The sequence below is a fragment of the Caulobacter vibrioides genome (genome assembly GCF_002858865.1).
Lineage (GTDB): Bacteria > Pseudomonadota > Alphaproteobacteria > Caulobacterales > Caulobacteraceae > Caulobacter > Caulobacter vibrioides.
Map to the genome: position 1 here is coordinate 127,830 of NZ_PJRR01000005.1, position 21,091 is coordinate 148,920.

The 21,091-nt window shown below is 67.6% G+C and carries 20 protein-coding genes; 6 read left to right on the forward strand and 14 right to left on the reverse strand.

The genetic code is table 11. The features are described from left to right. The first annotated feature begins 160 nt into the window (after window positions 1-160). Together CVUC_RS02095 and CVUC_RS02100 are read left to right on the forward strand one after the other, a co-directional pair. Window positions 161-577, forward strand: a complete 417-nt coding sequence (locus CVUC_RS02095; RefSeq protein WP_096032704.1) for an organic hydroperoxide resistance protein — start codon at window positions 161-163, stop codon at window positions 575-577. Between the two features lie 10 nt (window positions 578-587). Further along, window positions 588-1,034: a MarR family winged helix-turn-helix transcriptional regulator gene (locus tag CVUC_RS02100; protein ID WP_010918799.1), complete on the forward strand. Its 447-nt coding sequence runs from the start codon at window positions 588-590 to the stop codon at window positions 1,032-1,034. Here the strand turns inward: CVUC_RS02100 and CVUC_RS02105 are convergent, their stop codons facing one another. Together CVUC_RS02105 and CVUC_RS02110 are read right to left on the reverse strand one after the other, a co-directional pair. Continuing rightward, entirely contained in the window at window positions 1,035-1,439 is a 405-nt protein-coding gene (locus tag CVUC_RS02105) for a DUF4282 domain-containing protein (RefSeq protein ID WP_012640090.1), read from the reverse strand. It lies immediately after the preceding gene. Window positions 1,440-1,473: 34 nt separating this feature from the next. Then, window positions 1,474-2,112 carry a TetR/AcrR family transcriptional regulator gene (locus tag CVUC_RS02110; protein ID WP_096032703.1) on the reverse strand — a complete coding sequence of 213 codons (639 nt, stop codon included), beginning with the start codon at window positions 2,110-2,112 and terminating at the stop codon, window positions 1,474-1,476. Window positions 2,113-2,235: 123 nt separating this feature from the next. Between CVUC_RS02110 and CVUC_RS02115 the strand changes: the two genes are divergently transcribed. Continuing rightward, window positions 2,236-3,567 (forward strand): oxygenase MpaB family protein, encoded by a 1,332-nt coding sequence (locus CVUC_RS02115; protein ID WP_096032702.1) that lies wholly within the window; start codon window positions 2,236-2,238, stop codon window positions 3,565-3,567. On the opposite strand, the gene CVUC_RS02120 is transcribed toward CVUC_RS02115, so the two are convergent. The 12 genes from CVUC_RS02120 to CVUC_RS20750 all read right to left on the reverse strand — a co-directional run bounded on the left by CVUC_RS02120 (window position 3,564) and on the right by CVUC_RS20750 (window position 17,634). Then, window positions 3,564-5,045: an OprO/OprP family phosphate-selective porin gene (locus tag CVUC_RS02120; protein ID WP_096032701.1), complete on the reverse strand. Its 1,482-nt coding sequence runs from the start codon at window positions 5,043-5,045 to the stop codon at window positions 3,564-3,566. The genes CVUC_RS02115 and CVUC_RS02120 overlap by 4 nt on opposite strands. 40 nt (window positions 5,046-5,085) lie before the next feature. Then, a complete protein-coding gene (gene flhA / locus CVUC_RS02125; protein ID WP_096032700.1) occupies window positions 5,086-7,188 on the reverse strand; it encodes a flagellar biosynthesis protein FlhA in 2,103 nt (700 codons plus the stop codon). A gap of 267 nt (window positions 7,189-7,455) precedes the next feature. Next, a complete protein-coding gene (gene flbD, locus CVUC_RS02130; protein ID WP_010918793.1) occupies window positions 7,456-8,823 on the reverse strand; it encodes a sigma-54-dependent transcriptional regulator FlbD in 1,368 nt (455 codons plus the stop codon). A 33-nt stretch (window positions 8,824-8,856) separates the two neighbouring features. Next, window positions 8,857-9,189 carry a flagellar motor switch protein FliN gene (gene fliN, locus CVUC_RS02135; protein WP_010918792.1) on the reverse strand — a complete coding sequence of 111 codons (333 nt, stop codon included), beginning with the start codon at window positions 9,187-9,189 and terminating at the stop codon, window positions 8,857-8,859. 15 nt (window positions 9,190-9,204) lie between these two features. Continuing rightward, window positions 9,205-9,843 carry a protein FlbE gene (locus CVUC_RS02140; RefSeq protein WP_010918791.1) on the reverse strand — a complete coding sequence of 213 codons (639 nt, stop codon included), beginning with the start codon at window positions 9,841-9,843 and terminating at the stop codon, window positions 9,205-9,207. Window positions 9,844-9,853: 10 nt separating this feature from the next. Next, window positions 9,854-10,876, reverse strand: a complete 1,023-nt coding sequence (gene fliG, locus CVUC_RS02145; RefSeq protein WP_010918790.1) for a flagellar motor switch protein FliG — start codon at window positions 10,874-10,876, stop codon at window positions 9,854-9,856. Further along, window positions 10,876-12,540, reverse strand: a complete 1,665-nt coding sequence (gene fliF, locus CVUC_RS02150; protein ID WP_010918789.1) for a flagellar basal-body MS-ring/collar protein FliF — start codon at window positions 12,538-12,540, stop codon at window positions 10,876-10,878. The genes fliG and fliF overlap by 1 nt, the downstream gene beginning before the upstream one ends. A gap of 18 nt (window positions 12,541-12,558) precedes the next feature. Continuing rightward, window positions 12,559-12,783: a hypothetical protein gene (locus CVUC_RS02155; RefSeq protein ID WP_012640085.1), complete on the reverse strand. Its 225-nt coding sequence runs from the start codon at window positions 12,781-12,783 to the stop codon at window positions 12,559-12,561. Between the two features lie 20 nt (window positions 12,784-12,803). Continuing rightward, on the reverse strand, window positions 12,804-13,085 hold the full coding sequence (gene sciP, locus CVUC_RS02160; protein WP_010918787.1) for a CtrA inhibitor SciP: 282 nt from the start codon (window positions 13,083-13,085) through the stop codon (window positions 12,804-12,806). 168 nt (window positions 13,086-13,253) lie between these two features. Beyond that, the gene (flgE, locus tag CVUC_RS02165; protein ID WP_096032699.1) at window positions 13,254-15,029 is read right to left on the reverse strand and encodes a flagellar hook protein FlgE; all 1,776 of its coding nucleotides are present in this window, start codon (window positions 15,027-15,029) and stop codon (window positions 13,254-13,256) included. Window positions 15,030-15,175: 146 nt separating this feature from the next. Then, a complete protein-coding gene (locus tag CVUC_RS02170; protein WP_096032698.1) occupies window positions 15,176-15,859 on the reverse strand; it encodes a flagellar hook assembly protein FlgD in 684 nt (227 codons plus the stop codon). Between the two features lie 11 nt (window positions 15,860-15,870). Further along, window positions 15,871-17,634 (reverse strand): flagellar hook-length control protein FliK, encoded by a 1,764-nt coding sequence (locus CVUC_RS20750; RefSeq protein ID WP_423748625.1) that lies wholly within the window; start codon window positions 17,632-17,634, stop codon window positions 15,871-15,873. Window positions 17,635-17,914: 280 nt separating this feature from the next. On the opposite strand from CVUC_RS20750, the gene CVUC_RS02190 reads away from it, so the two are divergent. From CVUC_RS02190 to CVUC_RS02200, 3 genes are read left to right on the forward strand one after another with little or no spacing between them, the layout of a single operon-like run. Continuing rightward, a complete protein-coding gene (locus CVUC_RS02190; protein ID WP_101685783.1) occupies window positions 17,915-18,031 on the forward strand; it encodes a hypothetical protein in 117 nt (38 codons plus the stop codon). 3 nt (window positions 18,032-18,034) lie between these two features. Continuing rightward, window positions 18,035-20,146: a flagellar hook-associated protein FlgK gene (gene flgK, locus CVUC_RS02195; RefSeq protein ID WP_096032696.1), complete on the forward strand. Its 2,112-nt coding sequence runs from the start codon at window positions 18,035-18,037 to the stop codon at window positions 20,144-20,146. Window positions 20,147-20,149: 3 nt separating this feature from the next. Continuing rightward, entirely contained in the window at window positions 20,150-21,073 is a 924-nt protein-coding gene (locus CVUC_RS02200) for a flagellin (protein ID WP_096032695.1), read from the forward strand. Window positions 21,074-21,091 lie beyond the last annotated feature (18 nt).

Genomic DNA, 21,091 nt, shown 5'->3' on the forward strand with positions numbered 1-21,091 from the left:
CCTGCCCCGCTTGCGGGGGAGGTGGCGCGCGGCGCAGCCGCGTGACGGAGGGGGCGCTCCAGAAGATTCCATCGCGCGCGATCTTTTTCGCAGCCCGCCCTTGAATTCATATCGCGCACGATTAAATCGTTCGTACGATTTCAAGCCAAGGAGCTTCCCGATGACCACCCTCTACACCACCCGCGCCACTGTCGTCGGCGGCCGTGAAGGCCACGCCCGCACCGAAGACGGCCTGCTGGACGTCCAGTTGTCGATGCCCAAGTCGCTGGGCGGCAAGGAGGCCGGCACCAATCCCGAGCAGCTGTTCGCCGCCGGCTACGCCGCCTGTTTCCAGAGCGCCATGGGCCATGTCGCCCGCACCCAGAAGATCGCTCTTGCCGGCTCGACCGTGACCGGTCAGGTCAGCCTGGCCACCGCCGAGGTCGGCTTCCGCCTGGAAGTGGCGCTGGAGGTCGAGACCCAAGGCCTGTCGCAAGCCGACGCCGAGGCCCTGGTTGCGGCGGCCCACGCGGTCTGCCCCTATTCGAACGCCACGCGCGGCAACATCGACGTGGCCATCACCACCAAGGCCGCCTAACAGGGTTCCCATGAGCCAGAAGCCCGCGTCATCCGATCAGCCCGTCGAGATCCTGCGTCTCGACAACCAGCTGTGCTTCGCCCTCTACGGCGCGGCCAACCGGATGACGCGGCTCTATCGCCCTTTGCTCGACGCCCTGGGCCTGACCTATCCGCAGTATCTGGCGATGCTGGTGCTGTGGGAGGCCAGCCCCCGGACGGTCGGGGCGTTGGGCGAGGCGCTCGACCTGGATTCCAGCACCCTGACCCCGCTGCTCAAGCGGCTGGAGGCCGGGGGCCTGGTCACCCGCGACCGCGATCCGGAGGACGAGCGGCGGGTGATCGTCGCGCTGACCGACAAGGGCCGCGCCCTGCGCGATCAGGCGGTGACGATTCCCGAAAAGGTCTTCTGCGCGCTGGACATGCCGCTGGAGGCGATGGGCGTCCTGCGCGATCGCCTGAAAACGGTGGCCAGGTAGCTATTGAGCTTCTGACGCGGCCTTCTGGGCCTGACGCGCCCGGTGAGCGGCGTGGTCGGCGTCGCTGGTCTGGCGCAGGGCTCGCAGGTCCTCGCTGATCCGGAAGATGGCGACGTAGAACTCACAGAAGGCGCGCCACAGCAGCACCAGCGCGCCCGCCACCAGCAGGCCCGCGACCAGCACGGGGAAGGCCAGCAACAGCGAACCGACGCCCGGCTCCTTCAGCGCCAGGCCCACGGCGGCGCCGACGACGGAAAAGCCGAACAGGGCGACGACGCCCAGGCCCGCCCAATAGATGAAATGAATCACCGGCCCGGTGACCAGGCGATCAAACGTCAGAAGATCCCAAAGCAGCGAGCTGGACCCACGCTTGGACTTGTTGGCCGGAGGCATACGTAACCCCAAGACGGCGAAAGGCGCCTCTTTGAGGCCATCGCTATCAGCGACCGGCCCGCTCGGCAATGCCGTGCTGGCCTGGCACGCCTTTCGCCTCGATCAGCGCCAGGATGTAGGCCTCCATCAGCCGGACCAGTTCGTCCTCCAGACGCTGCGGATCGAGCGCCAGTTCGGTCTCGATGGTCGCCGCGCGCAGCAAGCCGATGACCGCGTGGGTCAAGACGAACCCGGCTTCCGGCGTCATGTCGAAATCGAACCGGGCCTTGCCGGCGATGGCGTCGAAGAACAGGCGGTGATGTCGCATCACCGCCGCGTCGCCCGCCTCGCCGGCGAAGGCGTCCAGCAGGGCCCGGCGAGTCGCCGGCGTCCCCTCGAAGGCGGTGGCCAGGGTGCGCACGATCATCCGCACCGCGCTGATCTTGGGCCCGTCGATGACGATCGCTGCGATGCGGTCGCGCGCGGTGGCCGCCTGCCTCTGGGCCAGCGCCGCCAGGATCGCCTGCTTGCCCGGAAAGTACTGGTAGAGCGTGCCGACGCTCACCCCGGCCCGCTGGGCGATATGGTTGGTCGTCAGGGCCCGGACGCCGCCGTGCTCCAAAAGTTGAAAGGCCGCCTCGAGAATCGCCTCGACCGTCGCCTCGGACCGCGGCTGGCGCGGCGTTCGCCTCGTCTTTTCAGTCACTTGCCGGATCGCTCCCGCGCTGCCTGCCCTTGCAGGCAAGGCGAGTAGGCCGCTGGGCGACGATTACATAGGCTGGGATCAGAGACGAGGGTCCGCGTGGGACCACCGCCCCGGGAGGATCGCATGAACACCGCGCTGGAGAGGGTTCGCGCCAAGGTCGCCTCGCAGAAGCAGGCCCTCCCCGCCCTGTATGGCGACGTCGACTTCGACATCACGCCCGAGCGGTTCACCGACGACCCGAAGACCAGCGTCGCCCCGCGCCTGGCCCACGCCAAGCTTGACCCCGACAAGCTGGCCCTGATCAAGGCCTACACCCTGCTGGGTGACGTCGTGGCCGACGCCTATGCGGCGCTGATGCCGAAGTACGGCTTTCGCCCGTTGATCCAGATGCTGACTACGGCCTGCGACCAGGGAATCGCCGCCGTGCCCGACGCGCCGCCGGAACTGGCCGCCTTCATCGCCGACATGGAGCGCATTCCCGCGTGGCTGGACATGGACATGGTGCGCGAGGGCCAGAAGCTGGACCGCAACGCCGCCGCCAATCTGGGTCCGTTCGCGATCCGGGGCGCGTTCATCGCCACCTTCATGAACAAGTACGCCGCCCTGCCCATGGCGCTGACCGGCACGCTGTCGAACGACACCGCCGCCCGCCGGGTCAATGAGACGGCGACCTTCTTCACCACCACCTTGCTGCCCGGATCGTTGGAGCGTCACGGCGCGGGGTTCAAGGCCGCCGCCATGGTGCGGCTGATGCACTCGATGGTGCGGTTCAACGCCCTGAAGCGCTCCAACCTATGGGACGTCGGCGTCTACGGGATCCCCATTCCGCAGGTCGACCAGATGCCCGCCGGCCTGATCCCGATCTTCCTGATGAGCTACAAGATCGTGGCCACGGGCCGCACCGTCTTCACGCCCGAGGAGCGCGCCCGCGTCGAGCTGGCCCGCTATCGCTGCTTCCTCTTGGGCCTGCCCGAGGACCTCCTGGCCGACACCCCGCAGGGCGTGGTCGACACCATGAACGCCCGCAGCGCGACCTTACGCGCCGGCTTCGACGACGCCACCTGCGGCGAGCTGGTCCGCGCCACCCTCAACGCCTACCTGCCCCCCAATGAGCGCCCCGAGAACAAGCTGTTCGACAAGGTCGAGCGCGGCTTCGCCAAGGTGTTCTTCCTGAAGAACTTCCTGAACGGCGACCGCGCCGCGGCGCGCCGGATGGGCGTCGAGATCGGCCCGCGCGACTTCATGCTGTTTGGCCTGGTGGCCCTGTTGGTGAGCAGCCAGCTGGCCGCCTACCGCCTGGCCCGCAACGTCCCCGGCGTCGCCGACCTCACCGACCGCCGCCTGGTGGCGCGGCTGAAGAAGCAGCTGGCGCGCTACGGCCATGCGGAGTTCACGAGCGACGCGGAGCAATACCGCCCGGCGCCGGGCGCGAAGACGGCGAAGGCGGCCACCTAGAAGTCCAGCTCCATCCGCGCGCCGGCGACATTGACCTTGTAGTCGCGGTCGCCGTTTCGCAGCGGCGTGGTGCCCTGGTAGTCGAGCAGGCCGTAGTTGAGATGGAAGCGGAGGTAGCCAAGCGGCTGCCAGATCAGCGCCGCCAGCCAGGCGTCTTGCTTGCCGCCGACCACGCCGCGATCGTTCAGGTCGAGATAGTCGTAACGGACATTCAGCTGCAGCGCCCCGACACCGCCGTCGCCCAGCGGCTTGGAAGGTCTGGTGCGACTAAACTGGCCGCCCCTGTAGCCCCGCGTATCGCCCGTGAGAAAGTAGCCGAGCTCGGCATATCCGCCGAAGAAGGTCGGGCGCGTCCCGGTCGTCAGTTCCGCAGCCTGCCAATAGGTCTCGGCCGCGCCGTGCCAGCGGCCGCTGACAAAAGCCGCCTCCAGGCCATAGTGAACCTCCTCCTCGACCGGCAGTACGGCCGTTCCGATCAGGCGGCTGTTGCTGGCGTGGACATAGGGGCGCTGGCGATAGCGGGTTCCCGCGTCGGTGACGCGCTTGAGGGTTCGCCAGTGGGCCGACGCGCCCAGATGCAGCTGGGTCTGGCCAAGCTTTGGCGCGTAGACCGCCCGCCCGTCCAACCCATAGCTGTTGTTCTCGTCGCCGCCTTCGGGACCATCGCTGCTGTTGGAGAGCGCGTCGATGTCGTCGGCGAACAGGCCGCCCTGTAAAACCCAAGGGCCCTTCTCATACTGGGCCGAGACGCCCAGGCGGCGCTCGAAGTTGAACGCATCGGTGAAGGCCGCACGCTCCATGAACGCGCCCACCGTGTCGCCGGTCAGTTCGTCCAGCGACTGGAACGGGTTGTGATTGCCCACGGTCACCAGCCAGGGACCGGTCCTGTACGTCACGAAGGTGTCGACCAGCTTGACGGCGTTGTCGGAAAGCTCCAGCTCCAGTTCGTAGCCGAAGCCGGCGCCGAGGTCGCCCTCGCCCCCCAGTCGGATACGCCGCATCTCGGCGCCATAGCCCAGGCCCCGATCCGCCAGACCCTTCGGCGCGTCGACCTGACCGACGTCGATCTGGATGCGCCCCTTGGCCTTGAAGCTGCGGTCACCGCTGGTGAACTGCGGCGATCCCTTCCAGGTGATCTCGGTCGGCGCCGAGGCCGGCTTGGCCGGCGGCGGCGAGGCCTTGGCGACAGTCGTGGCGACCGGCGCAGGCGGCTGGATGGCGGGGGGCGCGGCGGGCGCTGTCGTCTGCGGCGCGCTGGTCACCGCGTCGAGCCGCTGCTCCATCTTTTGAAGCTGGGCGCGCAGGGTGGCGATCTCGTTCCGAAGCGCGGCGACCTCATCGGGGCTCAGTTGATCCTGGGCCAGAGCGCCGGTGGGCGACAGACAAGCGCCGGCCGCGAGAAGCGCTACGAGAGACGTGAGCACGGGTTGCAAAAACACCACCTTCTGAGAGCGCTTCGGTCCACCTTCAATTGTCACACTTCGACGATCTTCTGCGAAAAATCGTCCGCATTCCCCCCTAAACCATGCCGACTGTTTTCAACCGCGCGCGGGGGTGGATCTCGTTCTGGCTCATCACCACGGTCTGGCCGCGGAAGCGCTCGATGATCGAGCGGACATAGGGACGCACGCCCGGGCTGGTCAGCAGCACCGGCGCCTCGCCGGCCAGGGCCGCGCGCTCGAAGCTGTCGCGCACCCCGCGGATGAAGTCCTGCAGGCGCGAGGGCGGCAGGGCCAGTTGCTTGTCGTCGCCGGGGCCGATCAGGGCCTCGGCGAAGGCCTGCTCCCAGTCGGCCGACAGGGTGATGATCGGCAGGGCGCCGTCGTCGCCGCGATTGGCCCAGCACAGCTGACGGGCGAGGCGCGCACGGACCTGCTCGACCAGCTGGGTGACCGACGCGGTGTGCGGCGCGGCCTCGCCGACGCCTTCCAGGATCTGCGGCAGGTCGCGGATCGAAACGCGCTCGCGCAGCAGCGACTGCAGCACGCGCTGCACCGTAGTGGCCGTAACGGTGCCGGGGATCAGGTCGTCGACCAGCTTCTTCTGCGTCTCGGGCAGCTCCTTCAGGAGCTTCTGCACCTCGGCGTAGGAGAGCAGGTCGGCCATGTTCTCCTTGAGGATCTCGGTCAGGTGCGTGGTCAGCACCGTGGCCGGGTCCACCACCGTGTAGCCGCGGAAGGTGGCTTCCTCGCGCAGGTCGTCGGCGATCCAGGTGGCGGGCAGGCCAAAGGCCGGCTCGCGGACGTGTTCGCCGGGCAGCTCGACCTGGCCGCCGCGCGGGTCCATGCACATCAGGCAGCCCAGGCGGACCTCGCCGGCGCCGGCCTCCATCTCCTTGATGCGGATGGCGTAGCCCTGGTTGGACAGGCGCATGTTGTCGAGGATGCGCACGGGCGGCATCACGAAGCCGTACTCGCTGGCCAGGGTCTTGCGCAGGGCGCGGATCTGGTCGGTCAGCTTGCGGCCGTCCAGGTCGTTGATCAGGGTCAGCAGGCCATAGCCCAGCTCGATCTTGACGTCGTCGATGGCCAGGGAGGCGCTGATCGGCTCCTCCTCCGGCTCGGACGGCGCGGCGGCCTCAAGATCGGCGGGGTCGAGGGCCTTGGGCTTCTTGGCGTCCTGGACGCGCTTGTAGGCCAGGGCCCCGGCGGCCAGCGCCATCGCCGCGAACGGGAAGATCGGCATGCCCGGGATCAGGGCGATGATCCCGGAAGACGCCGAGACCATGCCCAGGCCTACGGGGTTCATGGCCAGCTGGGTGGTCAGGGCCTTGTCGGCCGAGCCTTCGACGCCCGCCTTGGAGACGACCATGCCGGCGGCGATCGAGATGATCAGGGCCGGGATCTGGCTGACCAGGCCGTCGCCGATGGTCATGATGGTGTAGGTCGAGGCCGCGTCGCCGAACGGCATCTTGTGCTGGACGACGCCGATGATGATGCCGCCGATGATGTTGATGGCCGTGATGATCAGGCCGGCGATCGCATCGCCCTTCACGAACTTGCTGGCGCCGTCCATGGCCCCGAAGAACGTGCTTTCCTGCTCCAGCTCCTTGCGGCGGATCTTGGCCTCGTCCTGGGTGATCAGGCCGGTCGACAGGTCGGCGTCGATCGCCATCTGCTTGCCGGGCATGGCGTCCAGGGTGAAGCGGGCCGCCACTTCGGCGATCCGGCCCGAACCCTTGGTCACGACCATGAAGTTCACGACGATCAGGATGATGAAGACGATCACCCCGATGACGAAGTTGCCCTGCATCATCAGGTGACCGAAGGCCTCGATCACCGCGCCGGCCCCGCCGGTGCCTTCGTGGCCATGGCTCAGGATCAGGCGGGTCGAGGCGATGTTGAGGCCCAGGCGATACAGGGTCGCGACCAGCAGCACCGTCGGGAACGAGGTGAATTCCAGCGGTCGCTTGATCAGGATCGCCGTCATCAGGATCAGCACCGATCCCGTCAGCGAAATGGCCAGCAGCACGTCCAGCAGCGGCGCCGGAACCGGGATGATCAGCAGCACGATGATGCCGACCACGCCCAGGGCCAGGCCCATCTCGCCGCGCATCAGCCCGTCGAGCAGCGACTTGGCGCTGGGCATAGAGCTGGCGTTCGGGGCGGCGGCGTCGGCCATTCGGAACCTTGAACCGGAGATGGGAAGCTAGGCTTTCGCTTGGAGCGATTTGCGGCCCGCCGCCATCTTGTTAACCAAATTTTTCGCGGCGCGGCGCCGGACCGATGGTCGCGGCGGCGGCCAGATCGGCCCGGAGCTTTGCGTCGTCCTCGCCCTTCGACAGGCTCAGGGTGAGGACGAATGAAGCGCCGGGCCAGGCATAGAAAACCTCACCCTGAGCTTGTCGAAGGGCGAGGTTTTCGGTCCCGCCACCTCGACGCCCTGGTCTTAAGCCGCCGCGCCGACCCCGCCCTGCGGCGGAGGCACCTGCACGCCGGCGTCGGAGTATTCCTTCAGCTTGTTGCGCAGGGTGCGGATCGAGATGCCCAGGATGTTGGCCGCATGGGTGCGGTTGCCCAGGCAGTGCTCCAGGGTGTCGATGATCAGCTGCTGCTCGACCTCGGCGACGGTCGAGCCGACGAAGGCGCGCGAGGCGGCGTCGGCGGCCATCTGGGCGCCGCGGGCCACCGCGACGTCCGGCGCCGGGGCCATCGGCTGGCCGTCGGGCAGACGGATGGCGAACTCCTCGATCTCCGGGCCCGCCGACAGCAGCACCGCCCGGTGCATGGCGTTTTCCAGCTCGCGGACGTTGCCCGGCCAGCGGTGAGCGATCAGGCGGCGCTTGGCCTCGGCCGAGATCGGCTTTTCCTCGATGCCGTTAGCGGCCGAGTACTTCTTCACGAAGAACTCGCACAGGCTGATCACGTCGGCCGGACGCTCGCGCAGCGGCGGCAGGCGCAGGTTCACGACGTTCAGACGGTAGAGCAGGTCTTCCCGGAAGGTCCCGTCCTTCACCGCCTGGGCCAGGTCGCGGTTGCTGGTGGCCAGGATGCGGATATTGACCTTGACCGGCTTGGAGCCGCCCACGCGGTCGATCTCGCGCTCCTGGATGGCGCGCAGCAGCTTGGCTTGCAGGCGCACGTCCATTTCGCTGATTTCGTCCAGCAGCAGGGTGCCGCCGTCGGCCTCCTCGAACTTGCCGATGCGGCGGGCCATGGCCCCGGTGAAGGCGCCCTTCTCGTGGCCGAACAGCTCGCTTTCCAGCAGGTTCTCGGGGATGGCGGCGCAGTTGACGCTGATGAACGGCGCCTTGGCCCGGCGCGACTTGCCGTGGACGTAGCGGGCCATGACCTCCTTACCCGAGCCGCTCTCCCCGGTGATCAGGATCGAGGCTTCGGAGGGGGCGACCTGGTCGGCCAGCTTGATGACCTGCTCCATGGCCGGGTCGCGGACGACCATCGGCTTTTCGTCGTCGGTGACGGCGGCCAGGACGGCGGCGATCAGCTCGGCGTCCGGCGGCAGCGGGATGAACTCCTTGGCCCCGGCCTTGATGGCGTTGGCCGCGCGCATCGGATCGGCGTCGACGCCGCAGGCCACCACCGGCACCCGCATCCGCTCGGCTTCGTTGGCGGCGATCAGACCGGCGATGTCGAGCACATAGTCGACCATCAGAAGGTCAGCGCCCTGCCCCGCCCGCAGCGCGTTGGTCGCCTGCTCCGTCGTTTCGACGTGCGAGACCTTCGCGCCCGCGTTCATCGCCATCTTCACGGCGACCGAGAGCTGCCCGTTCAGTTTTCCAACGACCAGAAGCCGCATCTCTTACTCTCCCTCTCGAACGACCACCGGGCCTTAGCCCTGGTCGCCGTCCTTGATGATTTCCGTCATGGTCACGCCCAGGCGCTCGTCGACGACGACGACCTCGCCCCGGGCGACCAGGCGGTTATTGACGTAGATGTCGATCGCCTCGCCGACCTTGCGGTCCAGCTCCAGGATCGAGCCCTGGCCCAGCTGCAGCAGCTGCGCCACGGACATGTTGGCGCGGCCCAGCACGGCCGAGATATTGACCGGAACGTCGAAGACCGGCGCCAGGTCCGCAGCGGTCTTGTCGCTGAGTTCGATCGGAGCCTCGGAGGCCAGCATGGCCCCTCCGAATTCGTCGAGCGTGAGATTGTCTTCGGCCATCGTTCGTCAGCCTTCCTAGGTAAACAGGGGTTCGGCGTGGAGGCCTTCAGCGGCGATCGCCGCCTCCAGCGCCTCGGCGACGCGCTGGGCGGCGCCGTCCGGGTCGAAGGCCGCGCGGCCGTCGCCCCAGTCGAAAGTGAAGGCCGCCGGGGCCATGGCGCCGTCGGCGCGCGCCACGATCTGGCCCTGGAAGCCGATCTGCGCAGCGACGTTCTCCAGCGCCTGCTGGGTGCGCTCCTCAAGCTCGGGCGACACCCGAACGAAGATGCGGGGCTGAGCCTCGACCTCGCGGGCCAGAGCCTCCAGCGCTGCGGTGACCGGCGCCTCGGGGAAATGGGTCAGGGCCGCGTCGGCGATCTTGCGACCGCAGGCCAGGGCCAGCATCGCCGAGCCCTCGCGGTGCTCGTGCGCGACATGGGCCAGGGTGCCGAACGCCTGCTGCACCGCGTGCGCCACCTCGGCCAGGGCCTGGGCGGCCTCCTGCTCGGTGCGGACCAGGGCCGAACGCTCGCCTTCCGCATAAGCCTGCGCCTTGGCGGCCTCGACCTCTTCGGGCGTGAAGCTCTTCTTCACGCGCGGCGCGGTGTAGGCCACGCCGCCGTGGTCGTCGAAGACGGTGTCGAAGGCGAACTTGCGGTGAGGGATATCGGTCATCGCATGCCCCTCAGTAGATCAGTTCGTCGTCGGCGCCGGAGCCGGCCAGCATGATCTCGCCCTTGGCGGCGAGATCCTTGGCCACCTGCACCATGCCCACCTGGGCGGCGTCGACGTCCTTGAGGCGCACGGGACCCATGCTGTCCATGTCCTCGCGCATGATCTTGGCCGCGCGCTCGGACATGTTGGAGAAGAACAGGTCGCGCAGCTTGTCCGAGGCGCCCTTCAGGGCCAGGGCCAGCTGCTCCTTCGGCGTGCCGCGCAGCAGGGTCTGGATGCCGCCCGGGTCCAGCTTCGAGAGGTCCTCGAACACGAACATCAGCGCGCGGATGCGCTCGGCGGCTTCGCGGTTGCGTTCTTCCAGGGCGGCGATGAAGCGGGCTTCGGTCTGGCGGTCGAAATTGTTGAAGATCTCGGCCATCATCTCGTGGCTGTCGCGCTTGGACGTGCGCGCCAGGTTCGACATGAATTCGGTGCGCAGGGTCATCTCGATCTTGTCGAGAATCTCGCGCTGCACCGGCTCCATCCGCAGCATGCGGGTGACGCATTCCAGGGCGAAGTCTTCCGGCAGGCAGGCCAGCACGCGGGCGGCGTGGTCGCTCTTCACCTTCGACAGCACGACGGCGACGGTCTGGGGGTATTCGTTCTTCAGATAGTTGGCGAGCACGGCCTCGTTCACGTTGCCCAGCTTGTCCCACATGGTGCGACCCGCGGGACCGCGGATCTCTTCCATGAGGGCGTCGACCTTGTCCTGCGGCATGAACGAGGCCAGCAGGCGCTGGGTCTGCTCGTAGGAGCCCATGATCGCGCCGGTCGAGCTCATGCCCGACACGAACTCGACCAGCAGATCTTCCACGACCGAGGCCGACACCGTGCCCAGACCCGCCATGGCCTGGGAGACTTCCTTGATTTCTTCGTCGTCCAGGGCTTCCCAGATACGCGTGTGATCCTCGCCCAAGGCGAGCAGAACGATCGCGGCCTTCTCAGGCCCCGACAGGTTCTTCACGTCGTTGACGGCGAGCTTCATAGCCATCAGGTCGACTCGTGCAGCCAGTTACGCAGGATCGCGACGGACTCGTCGGGATGCTTCTCGACGAACTCGGACACGCGCTTGATCGACGAGGCCTTCACCTGACCCTCGATCTTGGCGATGTCGATACGCTGGTCGATGTCGCTGACCGGCGGGCCAGCGAGCGCGATCGGTTCACCGGACTGATCGACCACCACCTGCTGCTGGGTGCCGTCCGCCAGCGTCACCAGCCGCGTGACGGGCGGACCGCCCGAAGGACCGGCCAGAGCGATCTGGCCCGGGGCCGGCGCCGACAGGTTCTTGATGAACGGACGGACCGCGAACAGCAGGATCAGCAGGGCCACGACCGCCAGCACGCCCAGTTCGGCGGCGCGCATGATGTCGTTCTTGTCGAAGCCCGCCAGCAGGCCCTGCTCTTCCAGGCCCTGGTCCTCGGGCTGCGGGAACTTGATGTTGGTGACCCGGACCTGGTCGCCGCGCTCGGCGTCGAAACCGACGGCGGTCTTCACCAGCTCCTCGATCTGCTGGATCTCCTGGGCGGTGCGCGGGGTGTAGGCGCCGGGCTTGCCGTCCGCGGCCATCGGGGCCGAGACGCCGTCGATGGCGACCGCGACGGCGATCTTCTTGATCGTGCCCGGCTCCTGGACGGTGGTCGTCACCGACTTGGAGATCTCGTAGTTGGTGACGGCGTCGTTCTGACCCGTGCGCGAACCCAGCTGCTGGAACCCGTTGGCGCCCTGACCGCCGGGAACATTGGCCGCAGCGGTGACGCCGGCGTTGTCGTCGTTCTTGTTTTCCTGGCTGGACGCCTCGGTCGTGCTCTCCGAACGGATCACCTGACCGTCGGGATCGAAGCGCTCTTCCTGGGTGGTCACGCGGTTCAGGTCCAGCTCGGCGGTGACGTTCACGCGCGCCTTGCCCGGGCCCAGCACGCCCTCGATCATGTCCTTGACGGTCTTGGCGATGCGGGCCTCGACCTCGGACTTGCGGTCCTGGGCCATCTTGCCGGCCAGGCTCTCGTCGCTGGGCGCCGACAGGGTCTTGCCGTGCTGGTCGATGACCGCGACCTTCTCGGCCTTCATGTTCGGCACCGACGACGAGACCAGGTTCTGGATGGCGCGGACCATGTCCGACGAGGGCTCGCGCGAGCCGACGCCGATGGTCACGGCGGCCGAGGGCTGCTCGGCGTCCTCCTCGAACAGCTGACGCTTGGGCAGCACCAGGTGTACGCGGACGCTGTTGACGCCCTGCATCGCCTTGATCGTGCGCTCCAGCTCGCCCTGCAGGGCGCGCTGGCGGTTCAGCTGCTGGACGAAGTCGGTCTGGCCGAGCGCATTGTTGGTGTCGAAGATTTCGTAGCCGATGGAGCCGGAGCTCACGAGCCCCTTGCCGGCCACCATCAGGCGGGCGCTGGCGACCTTGTCGCGCGGCACCATGATCGTGGAGCCGTCGCCCTTGGTTTCATACTTGATGCCGGCCTGATCCAGCGCCTGGGTGACTTCCGAGGCTTCCTTCAGGTCCAGGTTGGAATAGAGCAGCTCACTGGGCTCCTTGCCCATGAACATGACCAGGGCCACGAGCACGGCGACGACACCCGCGCCGACACCCAGCATCGCGGCGAGACGCCCGACGCCGAACTGCCTGATTGAACCCAGAAAGCTTTCCACGAAGCCCCATCCCCTGCGTCAACAATCCCCGAGGGGAAGCCCGCCGAACGCATACGAAGCGCTCGCCGGTAGGCAGGATTTACCCAGTACAAGGTAAACGAGGCGTTTATATCTGCCGATCGTCAGGCTTTCCGGCGGCGCCAAAACGTCGCGGCCGCGCCCTTGCAGGCGCGGCCGCTGAACGTCATCAAACCCTTGTGGCGCAAGGCCCGTGGGGTTTTCGAGGCCAGGAAGGGCGGTCACATCAACTCACCCTACCCACCTTAACGGTACTGCTGGATCCGGGTGGTCCGCAGGCCCGCCAGGCCGTGCCGATCAATCGACTGCTGCCAGCTGAGGAACTCGTCGTTCGTCAGCTTGTAACGATCGCACGCCTCGTCGAGCGAGAGCAGACCCCCGCGAACGGCGGCCACGACCTCGGCCTTCCGACGGATAACCCAACGCTGGGTCTCCGCGGGCGGCAAATCCGCCAGAGTGAGAGGCGCACCGGTCGGACCGATGACGTACTTTTCACCCCGGCTGTTGGTGCGCTGCTGCTGCAACATGGCTTTACGCCTTTCCCACAACCATCACTGTTGAAGGCCACTATAGGCGCCGCCTAATAACAGCGGCTTAATTCCAATAGTAAAGAAAGGCCTAAACAAGATGGCTCCTTAGCAGTCCGTAGTGTCTCAGTGTGAAACACAAGAATTAAAGAATGTTAAGCCCTATGATTAGCGCTTAATATTCAAGAGTTCCTCAAGCATCTGGTCAGCGGTCGTGATGATCTTCGACGAAGCCGAGTAGGCGCGCTGAGTAGTGATCAGTCCGGTGAACTCCTGCGACAGGTCAACGGTCGAGGCTTCCAGGGTCGAAGGCGCCAGAGCGCCGGCGCCGCCTTGCGACGGAGCCTTCAGGCTGTAGGTGCCGCTCTCATTGGTGACGCGATAAGCATTGCCGTTCACGCCCTTCAGACCGTTGGGGTTCGAGAAGGTGGCGATGGCGACCTGGGCGATGCGGCGGGTGACGCCGTTATCGAAGATGGCCGAGACGTAGCCGCCCTCGTCGATCTCGATATTGGTCAGGTTGCCGAAGGCCGTGCCGTTGGTGTTCACCGACTGGACCACCGACTGGCTGTTGTACTGGGTCAGGCCGCCGGCGGCGCTGGCCAGGTCGATCTGGACTTCCTGCTCGTCGATGCCCAGGGCGTCGGCCCAGGTCGGCGGCGCGGGCGGCTGCACGGCCGGCGGCGTGACCGCCGGGGCGATATAGCCGGAGCTCTTGATCGTGATCGCCGTCGGGCTGGTGCTGCCGAACAGGCCGCCCGTGTTCTTGAGCTTGCCGTCGGTGGTGAACTCGATGATGCCCGTGCTGATCTGGCCGTTGCCGTTGTTGGCCAGGTCACCGGGCTTGGCGCGCAGTTCGGCGTACCACTGGTTCGGACCGGGGCCCTTCAGCATGGACAGGGTCACCGTGCGCTGACCGCCCTTGGAGTCCGACAGCGGGATCTGGACTTCGAAGTCCGGCTTCACGCCCTTGCTGTTGTCCTTGGCGTAGTCCGACATCGACCAGGTGGACGGGTCGTAGAGCTTGCCCGCGACGACTTCGGCGTCGTCGGCGCCGGAGGCGTTGACGATGCCCAGATCGGCCAGGTTCACCGTGGTGCCTGCGGCGTTGATGCGGGTGGTGGTCATCGAGCCGGTGACCGGACTGGCGCCCTTGTAGTCGATCGTCGAGCTGACCAACTCGTTGGTGGCGGCGTCATAGGCCACCTTGCCGGTGGCGACGATCACGCCGTTTTCCTTGATGTCGACCAGGTACTCGTTGTTGCCCGAGACCGGATTGGCGATGCCGGTGGAGCTGTAGACCACGTCGTAGTTGTGCGAATTGGTCGCGGAGTCGACGACGTTGGTCTTCGACGGCGAGCCGGCCGTGCCGACCTTGTACGAGACCGCCGCCGCCACCGGCTGCTCCGAGCGCAGGTTGGCGTTGACGCCGACGCGGGTGGTCTTCTCGGCGGTGCCGCCGACGCTGCCGACGTTGATCGAGGCCAGCTGCATCAGGTCCGACGGATCGGGGGTGATCAGGCCGCTGACCGGGTCGGCCAGCCAGCCTTGCAGATAGAGACCCGCGTCGTTGCGCAGATAGCCGAGGCTGTCGAGCTGGAAGGAGCCGGCCCGGGTGAACGACCGCGTATCGGTCGCCGTCAGGTTCTCCGGCTTTTCCGTGGTGACGAAGAAGCCCGAGCCCGAGATCGAGATGTCCAGGTTCGAGGTCGTCGACTGGGTCAGGCCCTGCTGGCTGATGAACTGGTGCGTCTGGGCCTTCACGCCGCCGGCGCTGTAGGTCTGGTTCTTGTTGCCGGACGTGACCAGCGTCGAGAAGTTCGAGGTCGAACGCTTGAAGCCGACGGTGTTGACGTTGGCGATGTTGTCCGAGATCGCGGCCAGGGCCGACGAGTTGGCGACCAGACCGGAAACGCCGGCGAGCATGGCGCTGTTGATGCTCATGACTGAATTCCTACAAAAAAGGGGGACGAGGGTTCAGCGCTGTTTGCGTTTGGATCCGCAGGAAGACCGTCTTCCGGGGACCGCGTCGGCGTCATTCTGACGCCCGGTCGATGGGGGATCAGGCCGCCTCGGCCTGGTTGAGTGCTCTAGGCGGCGGCCGCCTTGATGCCGACGACGTTGTCGACGGGGATGGTCTTGCCATCGACGACGACCATCGGCTGACCGGTGGCGTTGTCGACGGCGGTCACGACGCCCTCGGTGCGACCCTTGATGTTGGTCGCCTTGATTTCCTTGCCGTCGCCGGTCTTGGCCGTCACGACGATGCCGTAGACGCCGCCGTCGGGCAGCTGGGCGCCGCTGTCGTCCTTGCCGTCCCAGGTGATGATGTGGTCGCCGCTCTTCTGGTCTTCCGGTGTCAGGGTGCGGACCACCTTGCCGGCAGGGTTCTTGATCTCGACCTTCAGGGACGCCGAAGCGCTGGGCTGGGTCCAGGAGAAGGTCGCCTTGCCGTTCTTCAGGGTCGAGGTGTCGCTGATCGCCGAAACCTGCTTGCCGATCATCGCGACGCCCTCGGAGAGGCCCGTGCCGGTGTTCATGCCCACCAGAGCGGCCAAGAGGTCGTTGGTGACCAGTTGCTGCTCCACGCCGGTCATCTGCGTGATCTGCTGGGTCATCTGGGTGGTGTCGGTCGGCGACAGAGGGTCCTGGTTCTTCAACTGCGTGGTCAGCAGCTGCAGGAAGGTCTCCTTGTTGGTCGCCAGCGACGTGCGCGAGTTGTTGATCTTGTCGAGGACCGACGCGGTGTTTTGTGACGAGACGGCGGTGGCCATGTCGGTATCTCCTAGATCCGGATGTCCAGACCGCTGTCGGCGACCGTCTTCAGGCCGGGCAGCAGTTCGGGGGTGATGGTGATGTCTTCCTCGCCGGTCAGGGCGGCCTGGAAGGCGCGGCCCGAGAAGGCGCGCTGTCCCTGGTCGCCCCAGCCCTCGAAGGCGAAGAACGGGTTCTGGCTCTGGCCGCCCTGGCTGGAGACGTCGAAGCTGAGCGCGTTGTCGGCGACGTTGAAGCCGGCGTCGGCCAGGGCCTGACGCAGTTCATTGGCCTTGCCGCGCAGCTCCTGGGCGGCGTGGACGGTGTCGAAGCGCATCGACGCGGTCAGGACGCCGTCGCGGCCGATCTCGATCCGCACGTCGACCTTGCCCAGGCCGTCGGGCGTCAGGGCCACGTCGAAGCGGGTGGTCTTGGCGTCGGCCTTCTTGATGATCTCGGCTGACAGCGCCGCAACGGTTTCGGGCGAGCTGCGCACCGGCGCCGGCGCGGCGGCGGGCGCGTTGGCGCTGGCGACAGGGGTCGGGGCCAGGGGCGTCGGCGTCGCGGACGGCGAGGCCTCGGTGGTCGCCGCGCCGGCGACCGAAGTCTCCAGTGTCACGGCGGCGCCGGCGGCGGTCTCAGAACCCTTGGCGTTCGTATTGGTGTCGCCGTTGGCGTTGGCGTTGGCGTCGCCGCTCGAGGCGCCTGAGGCGACGGCGGCCACGGCTTGCGGGGTCTCGGCGGCTTCGGCGGCCACGACGGCGGGGGCCGCGACCGGCGCGCTCTGGGCCTTGGTCGCTTCGGCCGGCTTGGCCGCGACCGGTGCGATATCCGCCGTCACGGCGGGCGAGACCTCAGCAGCGTCGACAGCGGCGGCCATCGCCGCCGGGGCGACCTCTTGCGCGATGGGAACCTCAACCGGCGCGGCCGCCGGGGCGATCGGCGCTTCAACCACCGAAGCCGAGAGGCTGGCCACCTGCGGGGCGGTCGCGGCGGTCGCGGCGGCGGCCGACGGCGCGGCCTTCGCGGCTTGGGACGGGGTGGTCGGCGTCTGCGGCGTGGCCTCGGTGTCGACCACCGCCGGCTCCTCGCCGGCCAGGGCCGTCAGGGCCTCGAGCCCGGCGGCGTCCAGCGCCTGTCCTTCGGCGGTCGCGACCGGGGCCTGGGACGGCGCCTGCGGCGAGGCCGCAACGGCGGTCTCAAGCGCCGGATCGGCGGCGGCCTGCGGGGTGGCGACCGGCGCGACCTCGACCGTCTCGACGGCGGCGGGCAAGGCCGCGACGGCGTTGGCCGAGACGGTCGCAACCGCCGGGGCCGCCTCTTCAGTCACTTCGGCGGGGACCGGGGTCGTGGGCTCGACGGTCATGGCGGCGATCAGCGTCGCGGCGGCCTGAGCGGCGGCGGCGGTCGTATCCGCCTCGGCCGAAGCCTCCCCGCCCGTCTCGGCGTCGGCCGTCTCCTCGCCGGCCGCCTTGTCGGCGGTCCGTTCGCTCGGGGCCTTGGCGTCGCGGGCGTCTTCGACCGCATCGCCGCTGTCGGCTCGGGCCTCGTCGTCGCGGTCAACCGCCTTGGTTTCGGTCCGGGCGGGCTTTTCGACGGCCTTCGCGTCCCGATCCGCATCCCGATCGTCGGCCTTGGTCTCGGCGCGTTGGGGCGTCGGACGCGGGGACGGCGTGTCGTCGGAACGGCCGGCGATGGCCAGCAGGGCGTCGAAGCCCTCGGCGGACGCCTTGACGCCGCCGGCCGGGGTCGGCGCGGCGGGAAGAGCGGCGGTGGGTGCGGCGATCGCGGTCATGCGCAGTCGTTGCTCGGTTGGCGGCGCTCCATGACGGACACGCCTTCGTCGCCTCCCTCAGCAACGGTCGGGCCAACTCGGAAAACACGACCTAAGCCTCTGTTATAAATGACTTTAATGGCTTGTTTACGAAGAAAAATCGCACCGGGTGCGGCGCTTTTTGCCGAGCTCGGGCGGCCTTCAGGGACGGGAGTTGCCGCGTCGCCGAGCCGCGCCCCGGCTTGGCGCCGTCCTTGCGGAAGACCTCTCGTCGAATTTCCGGCAGCCGGAACACATCGCCATGAATTTCAATGGCTTGGCACATCATCGGGGATCATGCCCCACCGCGACCCGGCAAGTTTCGCCGGGCAACGGCGCATCATGCGTTGCGCGGTTTGCCGAGCCGAAGGAGGCCTGATCCATGTCGCTCAATGCGATCATGAGCACGGCGACGTCCGGCATGAACGCCGCGCAGACGGGTCTGCGCGTCACGTCGGACAACATCGCCAACGTCAACACCACCGGCTATGTCCGCAAGACGGTCAGCCAGTCCAACCTGCTGTCCAACGGCATGGGCGTGGGCGTCAATATCGACGCCATCAAGCGCGCCACCGACGCCTTCCTGCAGTCAGCCAGCCTGAACGCCGCCTCGGAAAGCGGCCGCGCCTCGATCGTCGCCAGCACGCTCAACAGCGCCCAGCAGCTGTTCGGCGACCCCAGCGGCGAGACCAGCTTCTTCACCGTGCTGGACGACGTCTACGCCGCGTTCTCCTCGGCGCAGGACGACCCCTCCTCCAGCCTGCTGCGCACCCAGGCGCTGACCCGGCTGGACGACTTCCTCAGCGGGTCCAGCCGCATCACCGCCTCGTTGTCGAAGCTGGGCAAGGACGCCGATACGCGGATCGCCGCCGACGTCGGGCGGGTCAATGACCTGCTCAGCCAGATCGACGCCCTCAACACCGACATCACGCGGGCCAAGGTCGCGGGCGCGGACGCCACGGGCGCCGAGAACGTCCAGAGCAGCCTGGTTGATGAGCTCTCCAAGCTGATGAACGTGCAGATCTCGCCCCGCACCCTGGGCGGGATCGTGGTGCGGTCCACCGAGGGTCTGAACCTGGCGGGCGACGGCGCGGCCAAGGTCACCTACCAGACCTCGGCCACCGCGACAGGGTTCCTGACGGTGCAGCTCGCCAACGGCTCGGACTATCCGGTCCCGCTGAACATCTCGAGCGGCGAAATCCGCGGCCTGATGGACGTGCGCAACATCGACCTGGTCAACCTCTCCGACCAGCTGGGCGAGTTCACCTCGCGCGCGACCGAGGAGATCAACCGCGCCGCCAACGCCGCCTCGTCGGTGCCCGCCCCCACCAGCCTGACGGGCCGCAACACCGGTCTGGACGCCCAGGCGGCCCTGACCGGCTTCACCGGCAAGACCACGATCGCCCTGACCAACGCCAGCGGCGTGATCCAGCGCCGGATCGACATCGATTTCGACGCCGGCACGATGACCGTGAACGGCGCGGCCGGCCCGGCCTTCACCCCGGCCAACTTCCTGGCCCAGCTCAACACCGCCCTGGGCGGCCAGGGCGCGGCGGGTTTCTCGAACGGCGCCCTGAGCATCAACGGCGTGGGCGGCCTGGGCGTGGCCATCGCCGACGACGCTACGACCCCGTCCAGCAAGACCGGCAAGGGTTTCAGCCACTATTTCGGCCTCAACGACATCGTCCGCACCAGCGGCTACTCGCCGTACGAGACGGGCCTGACGTCGTCGGACCTGCACGGCTTCACCACCGGCCAGATGACGATCCGCCTGACCGACGTCGAGGGCGGTCGGATCCGGGACATCCCCTTCACCCCGCCCGTGGGCGGGACCATGCAGAACATGATCGACGCGCTGAACTCCCGCGCCTCGGGGGTCGGCCTCTATGGCCAGTTCTCCATGAACGCCAAGGGCCAGGTCAGCTTCACGTCGAACACCAACACGCCGGTGACGATGTCGATCGTCGCCGACAGCACCGAGCGCGGCGCCGGCGGTCCGTCGGCCAGCCAGCTGTTCGGCATCGGTCCCGCCGAACGCAGCACGCGCGGCGAGAAGTTCTTCCTCAACACGGCGATGGACCAGAACCCCAAGCTCCTGCCCTTCGCCAAGCTGGACCTGACCCAGGCCGTGGGCGGCAATGCGGCCCTGGCGATCGGCGACGGTCGCGGCGCCCTGGCCCTGGCCAACGCCGGCGAGAGCACCGCGACGTTCGGCGTCGCCGGAAGCGCCGCCTCGGTGACCATGACCGTCTCGCGCTACGCCGCCGACTTCGGGGGCTCCATCGCCCGCAAGGCCGCCACCGCCGAAAGCCGCAAGGACGCCGCCGCCGCGGTGTCCAGCGAAGTCGACAGCCAGCGTCAGTCCGAAGAGGGCGTGAACCTGGACGAAGAACTGATCAACCTGACCACCTACCAGCAAGCCTTCAACGCCTCGGCCCGCCTGATCCAGGCGACCAAGGACATGTTCGACGTGCTCACCGGAATCCTGGGGTAAGCCATGACCCGCGTCTCGACCGTCCAGAATTACAACGTCATGACGTCCAACCTTATGAAGGCGCAGATCCGCCAGAATGAGGTGGGCGGACAGGTGGCCAGCCAGAAGGTCGCCACCGACCTGCGCGGCTACGCCAAGAACGCCGAGGTGCTGACCGCCATGCGCAGCGCCCAGACCAAGATCAACGGCCTGCTGGACCAGACCAAGCTGGTCACCAATCGGCTGGAGATGCAGAACACCGGCATCGGACGGGTCGCCGACGGCACCAAGGATGCGCGCGAAGCCATCGCCAACGCGATGGCCGCAGGCAACGCCACCACCTTGATGCAGCAGCTGCAGGCGGCGTTCAGCGAGGTGGTGCAAGGCGTCAACACCAAGTCCAACGGGCTCTATGTGTTCTCCGGCGCCCAGACCCAGACCGCGACCACCACCGCCGCCACCATGGCCGACCTGACGGCGGCCCCGTCGACGGCCTCGCTGTTCCAGAACGACCAGTACATCACCACCAACCGGGTGGACGAACAGACCAACGCCAAGACCGGCGTGCTGGGCGACGCCCTGGGCACGGCCACCTTCGACGCCTTCAAGCAGGTGCAGGCCTATATCGACGCCAACGGCCCCTTCACCGGCAATCTCAACGACACCCAGGTCAATTTCCTGAAGGGCATGCTGTCCACCTTCGACAGCGCCTACAAGTCGGTGGTCGACATCCAGGGCAAGAACGGCGTCAACCAGAAGCGCTTCGAGGCCGCCGAGATCGACCTGTCCAACCAGGCCGACACCCTGACCACCATGGTCGGCGGCATCGTCGACGTGGACATGGCCGAGGCGGTCACACGCCTGGAGGCCGCCAAGCTGGCGGTGCAGGCCTCGGCCCAGGTGTTCAGCAGCCTGCAGGCCTCGTCGCTGCTGAATGTCCTGAAGTAAGGCCGCATAGCCCTCGCC

Coding starts and splice junctions, on each gene's coding strand:
- flhA (WP_096032700.1), bottom strand. CDS start 7,188: ATGGCCGACGCCGCCGCCCCGAACGCCAGCTCTATGCCCAGCGCCAAG.
- fliG (WP_010918790.1), bottom strand. CDS start 10,876: ATGGCTATGAAGCTCGCCGTCAACGACGTGAAGAACCTGTCGGGGCCT.
- CVUC_RS02100 (WP_010918799.1), top strand. CDS start 588: ATGAGCCAGAAGCCCGCGTCATCCGATCAGCCCGTCGAGATCCTGCGT.
- fliN (WP_010918792.1), bottom strand. CDS start 9,189: ATGGCCGAAGACAATCTCACGCTCGACGAATTCGGAGGGGCCATGCTG.
- CVUC_RS20750 (WP_423748625.1), bottom strand. CDS start 17,634: ATGACCGCGATCGCCGCACCCACCGCCGCTCTTCCCGCCGCGCCGACC.
- CVUC_RS02095 (WP_096032704.1), top strand. CDS start 161: ATGACCACCCTCTACACCACCCGCGCCACTGTCGTCGGCGGCCGTGAA.
- flgE (WP_096032699.1), bottom strand. CDS start 15,029: ATGAGCATCAACAGCGCCATGCTCGCCGGCGTTTCCGGTCTGGTCGCC.
- sciP (WP_010918787.1), bottom strand. CDS start 13,085: ATGTTGCAGCAGCAGCGCACCAACAGCCGGGGTGAAAAGTACGTCATC.
- flbD (WP_010918793.1), bottom strand. CDS start 8,823: ATGCGGCTTCTGGTCGTTGGAAAACTGAACGGGCAGCTCTCGGTCGCC.
- CVUC_RS02140 (WP_010918791.1), bottom strand. CDS start 9,843: ATGACCGATATCCCTCACCGCAAGTTCGCCTTCGACACCGTCTTCGAC.
- flgK (WP_096032696.1), top strand. CDS start 18,035: ATGTCGCTCAATGCGATCATGAGCACGGCGACGTCCGGCATGAACGCC.
- CVUC_RS02200 (WP_096032695.1), top strand. CDS start 20,150: ATGACCCGCGTCTCGACCGTCCAGAATTACAACGTCATGACGTCCAAC.
- CVUC_RS02170 (WP_096032698.1), bottom strand. CDS start 15,859: ATGGCCACCGCCGTCTCGTCACAAAACACCGCGTCGGTCCTCGACAAG.
- CVUC_RS02115 (WP_096032702.1), top strand. CDS start 2,236: ATGAACACCGCGCTGGAGAGGGTTCGCGCCAAGGTCGCCTCGCAGAAG.
- CVUC_RS02190 (WP_101685783.1), top strand. CDS start 17,915: ATGAATTTCAATGGCTTGGCACATCATCGGGGATCATGCCCCACCGCG.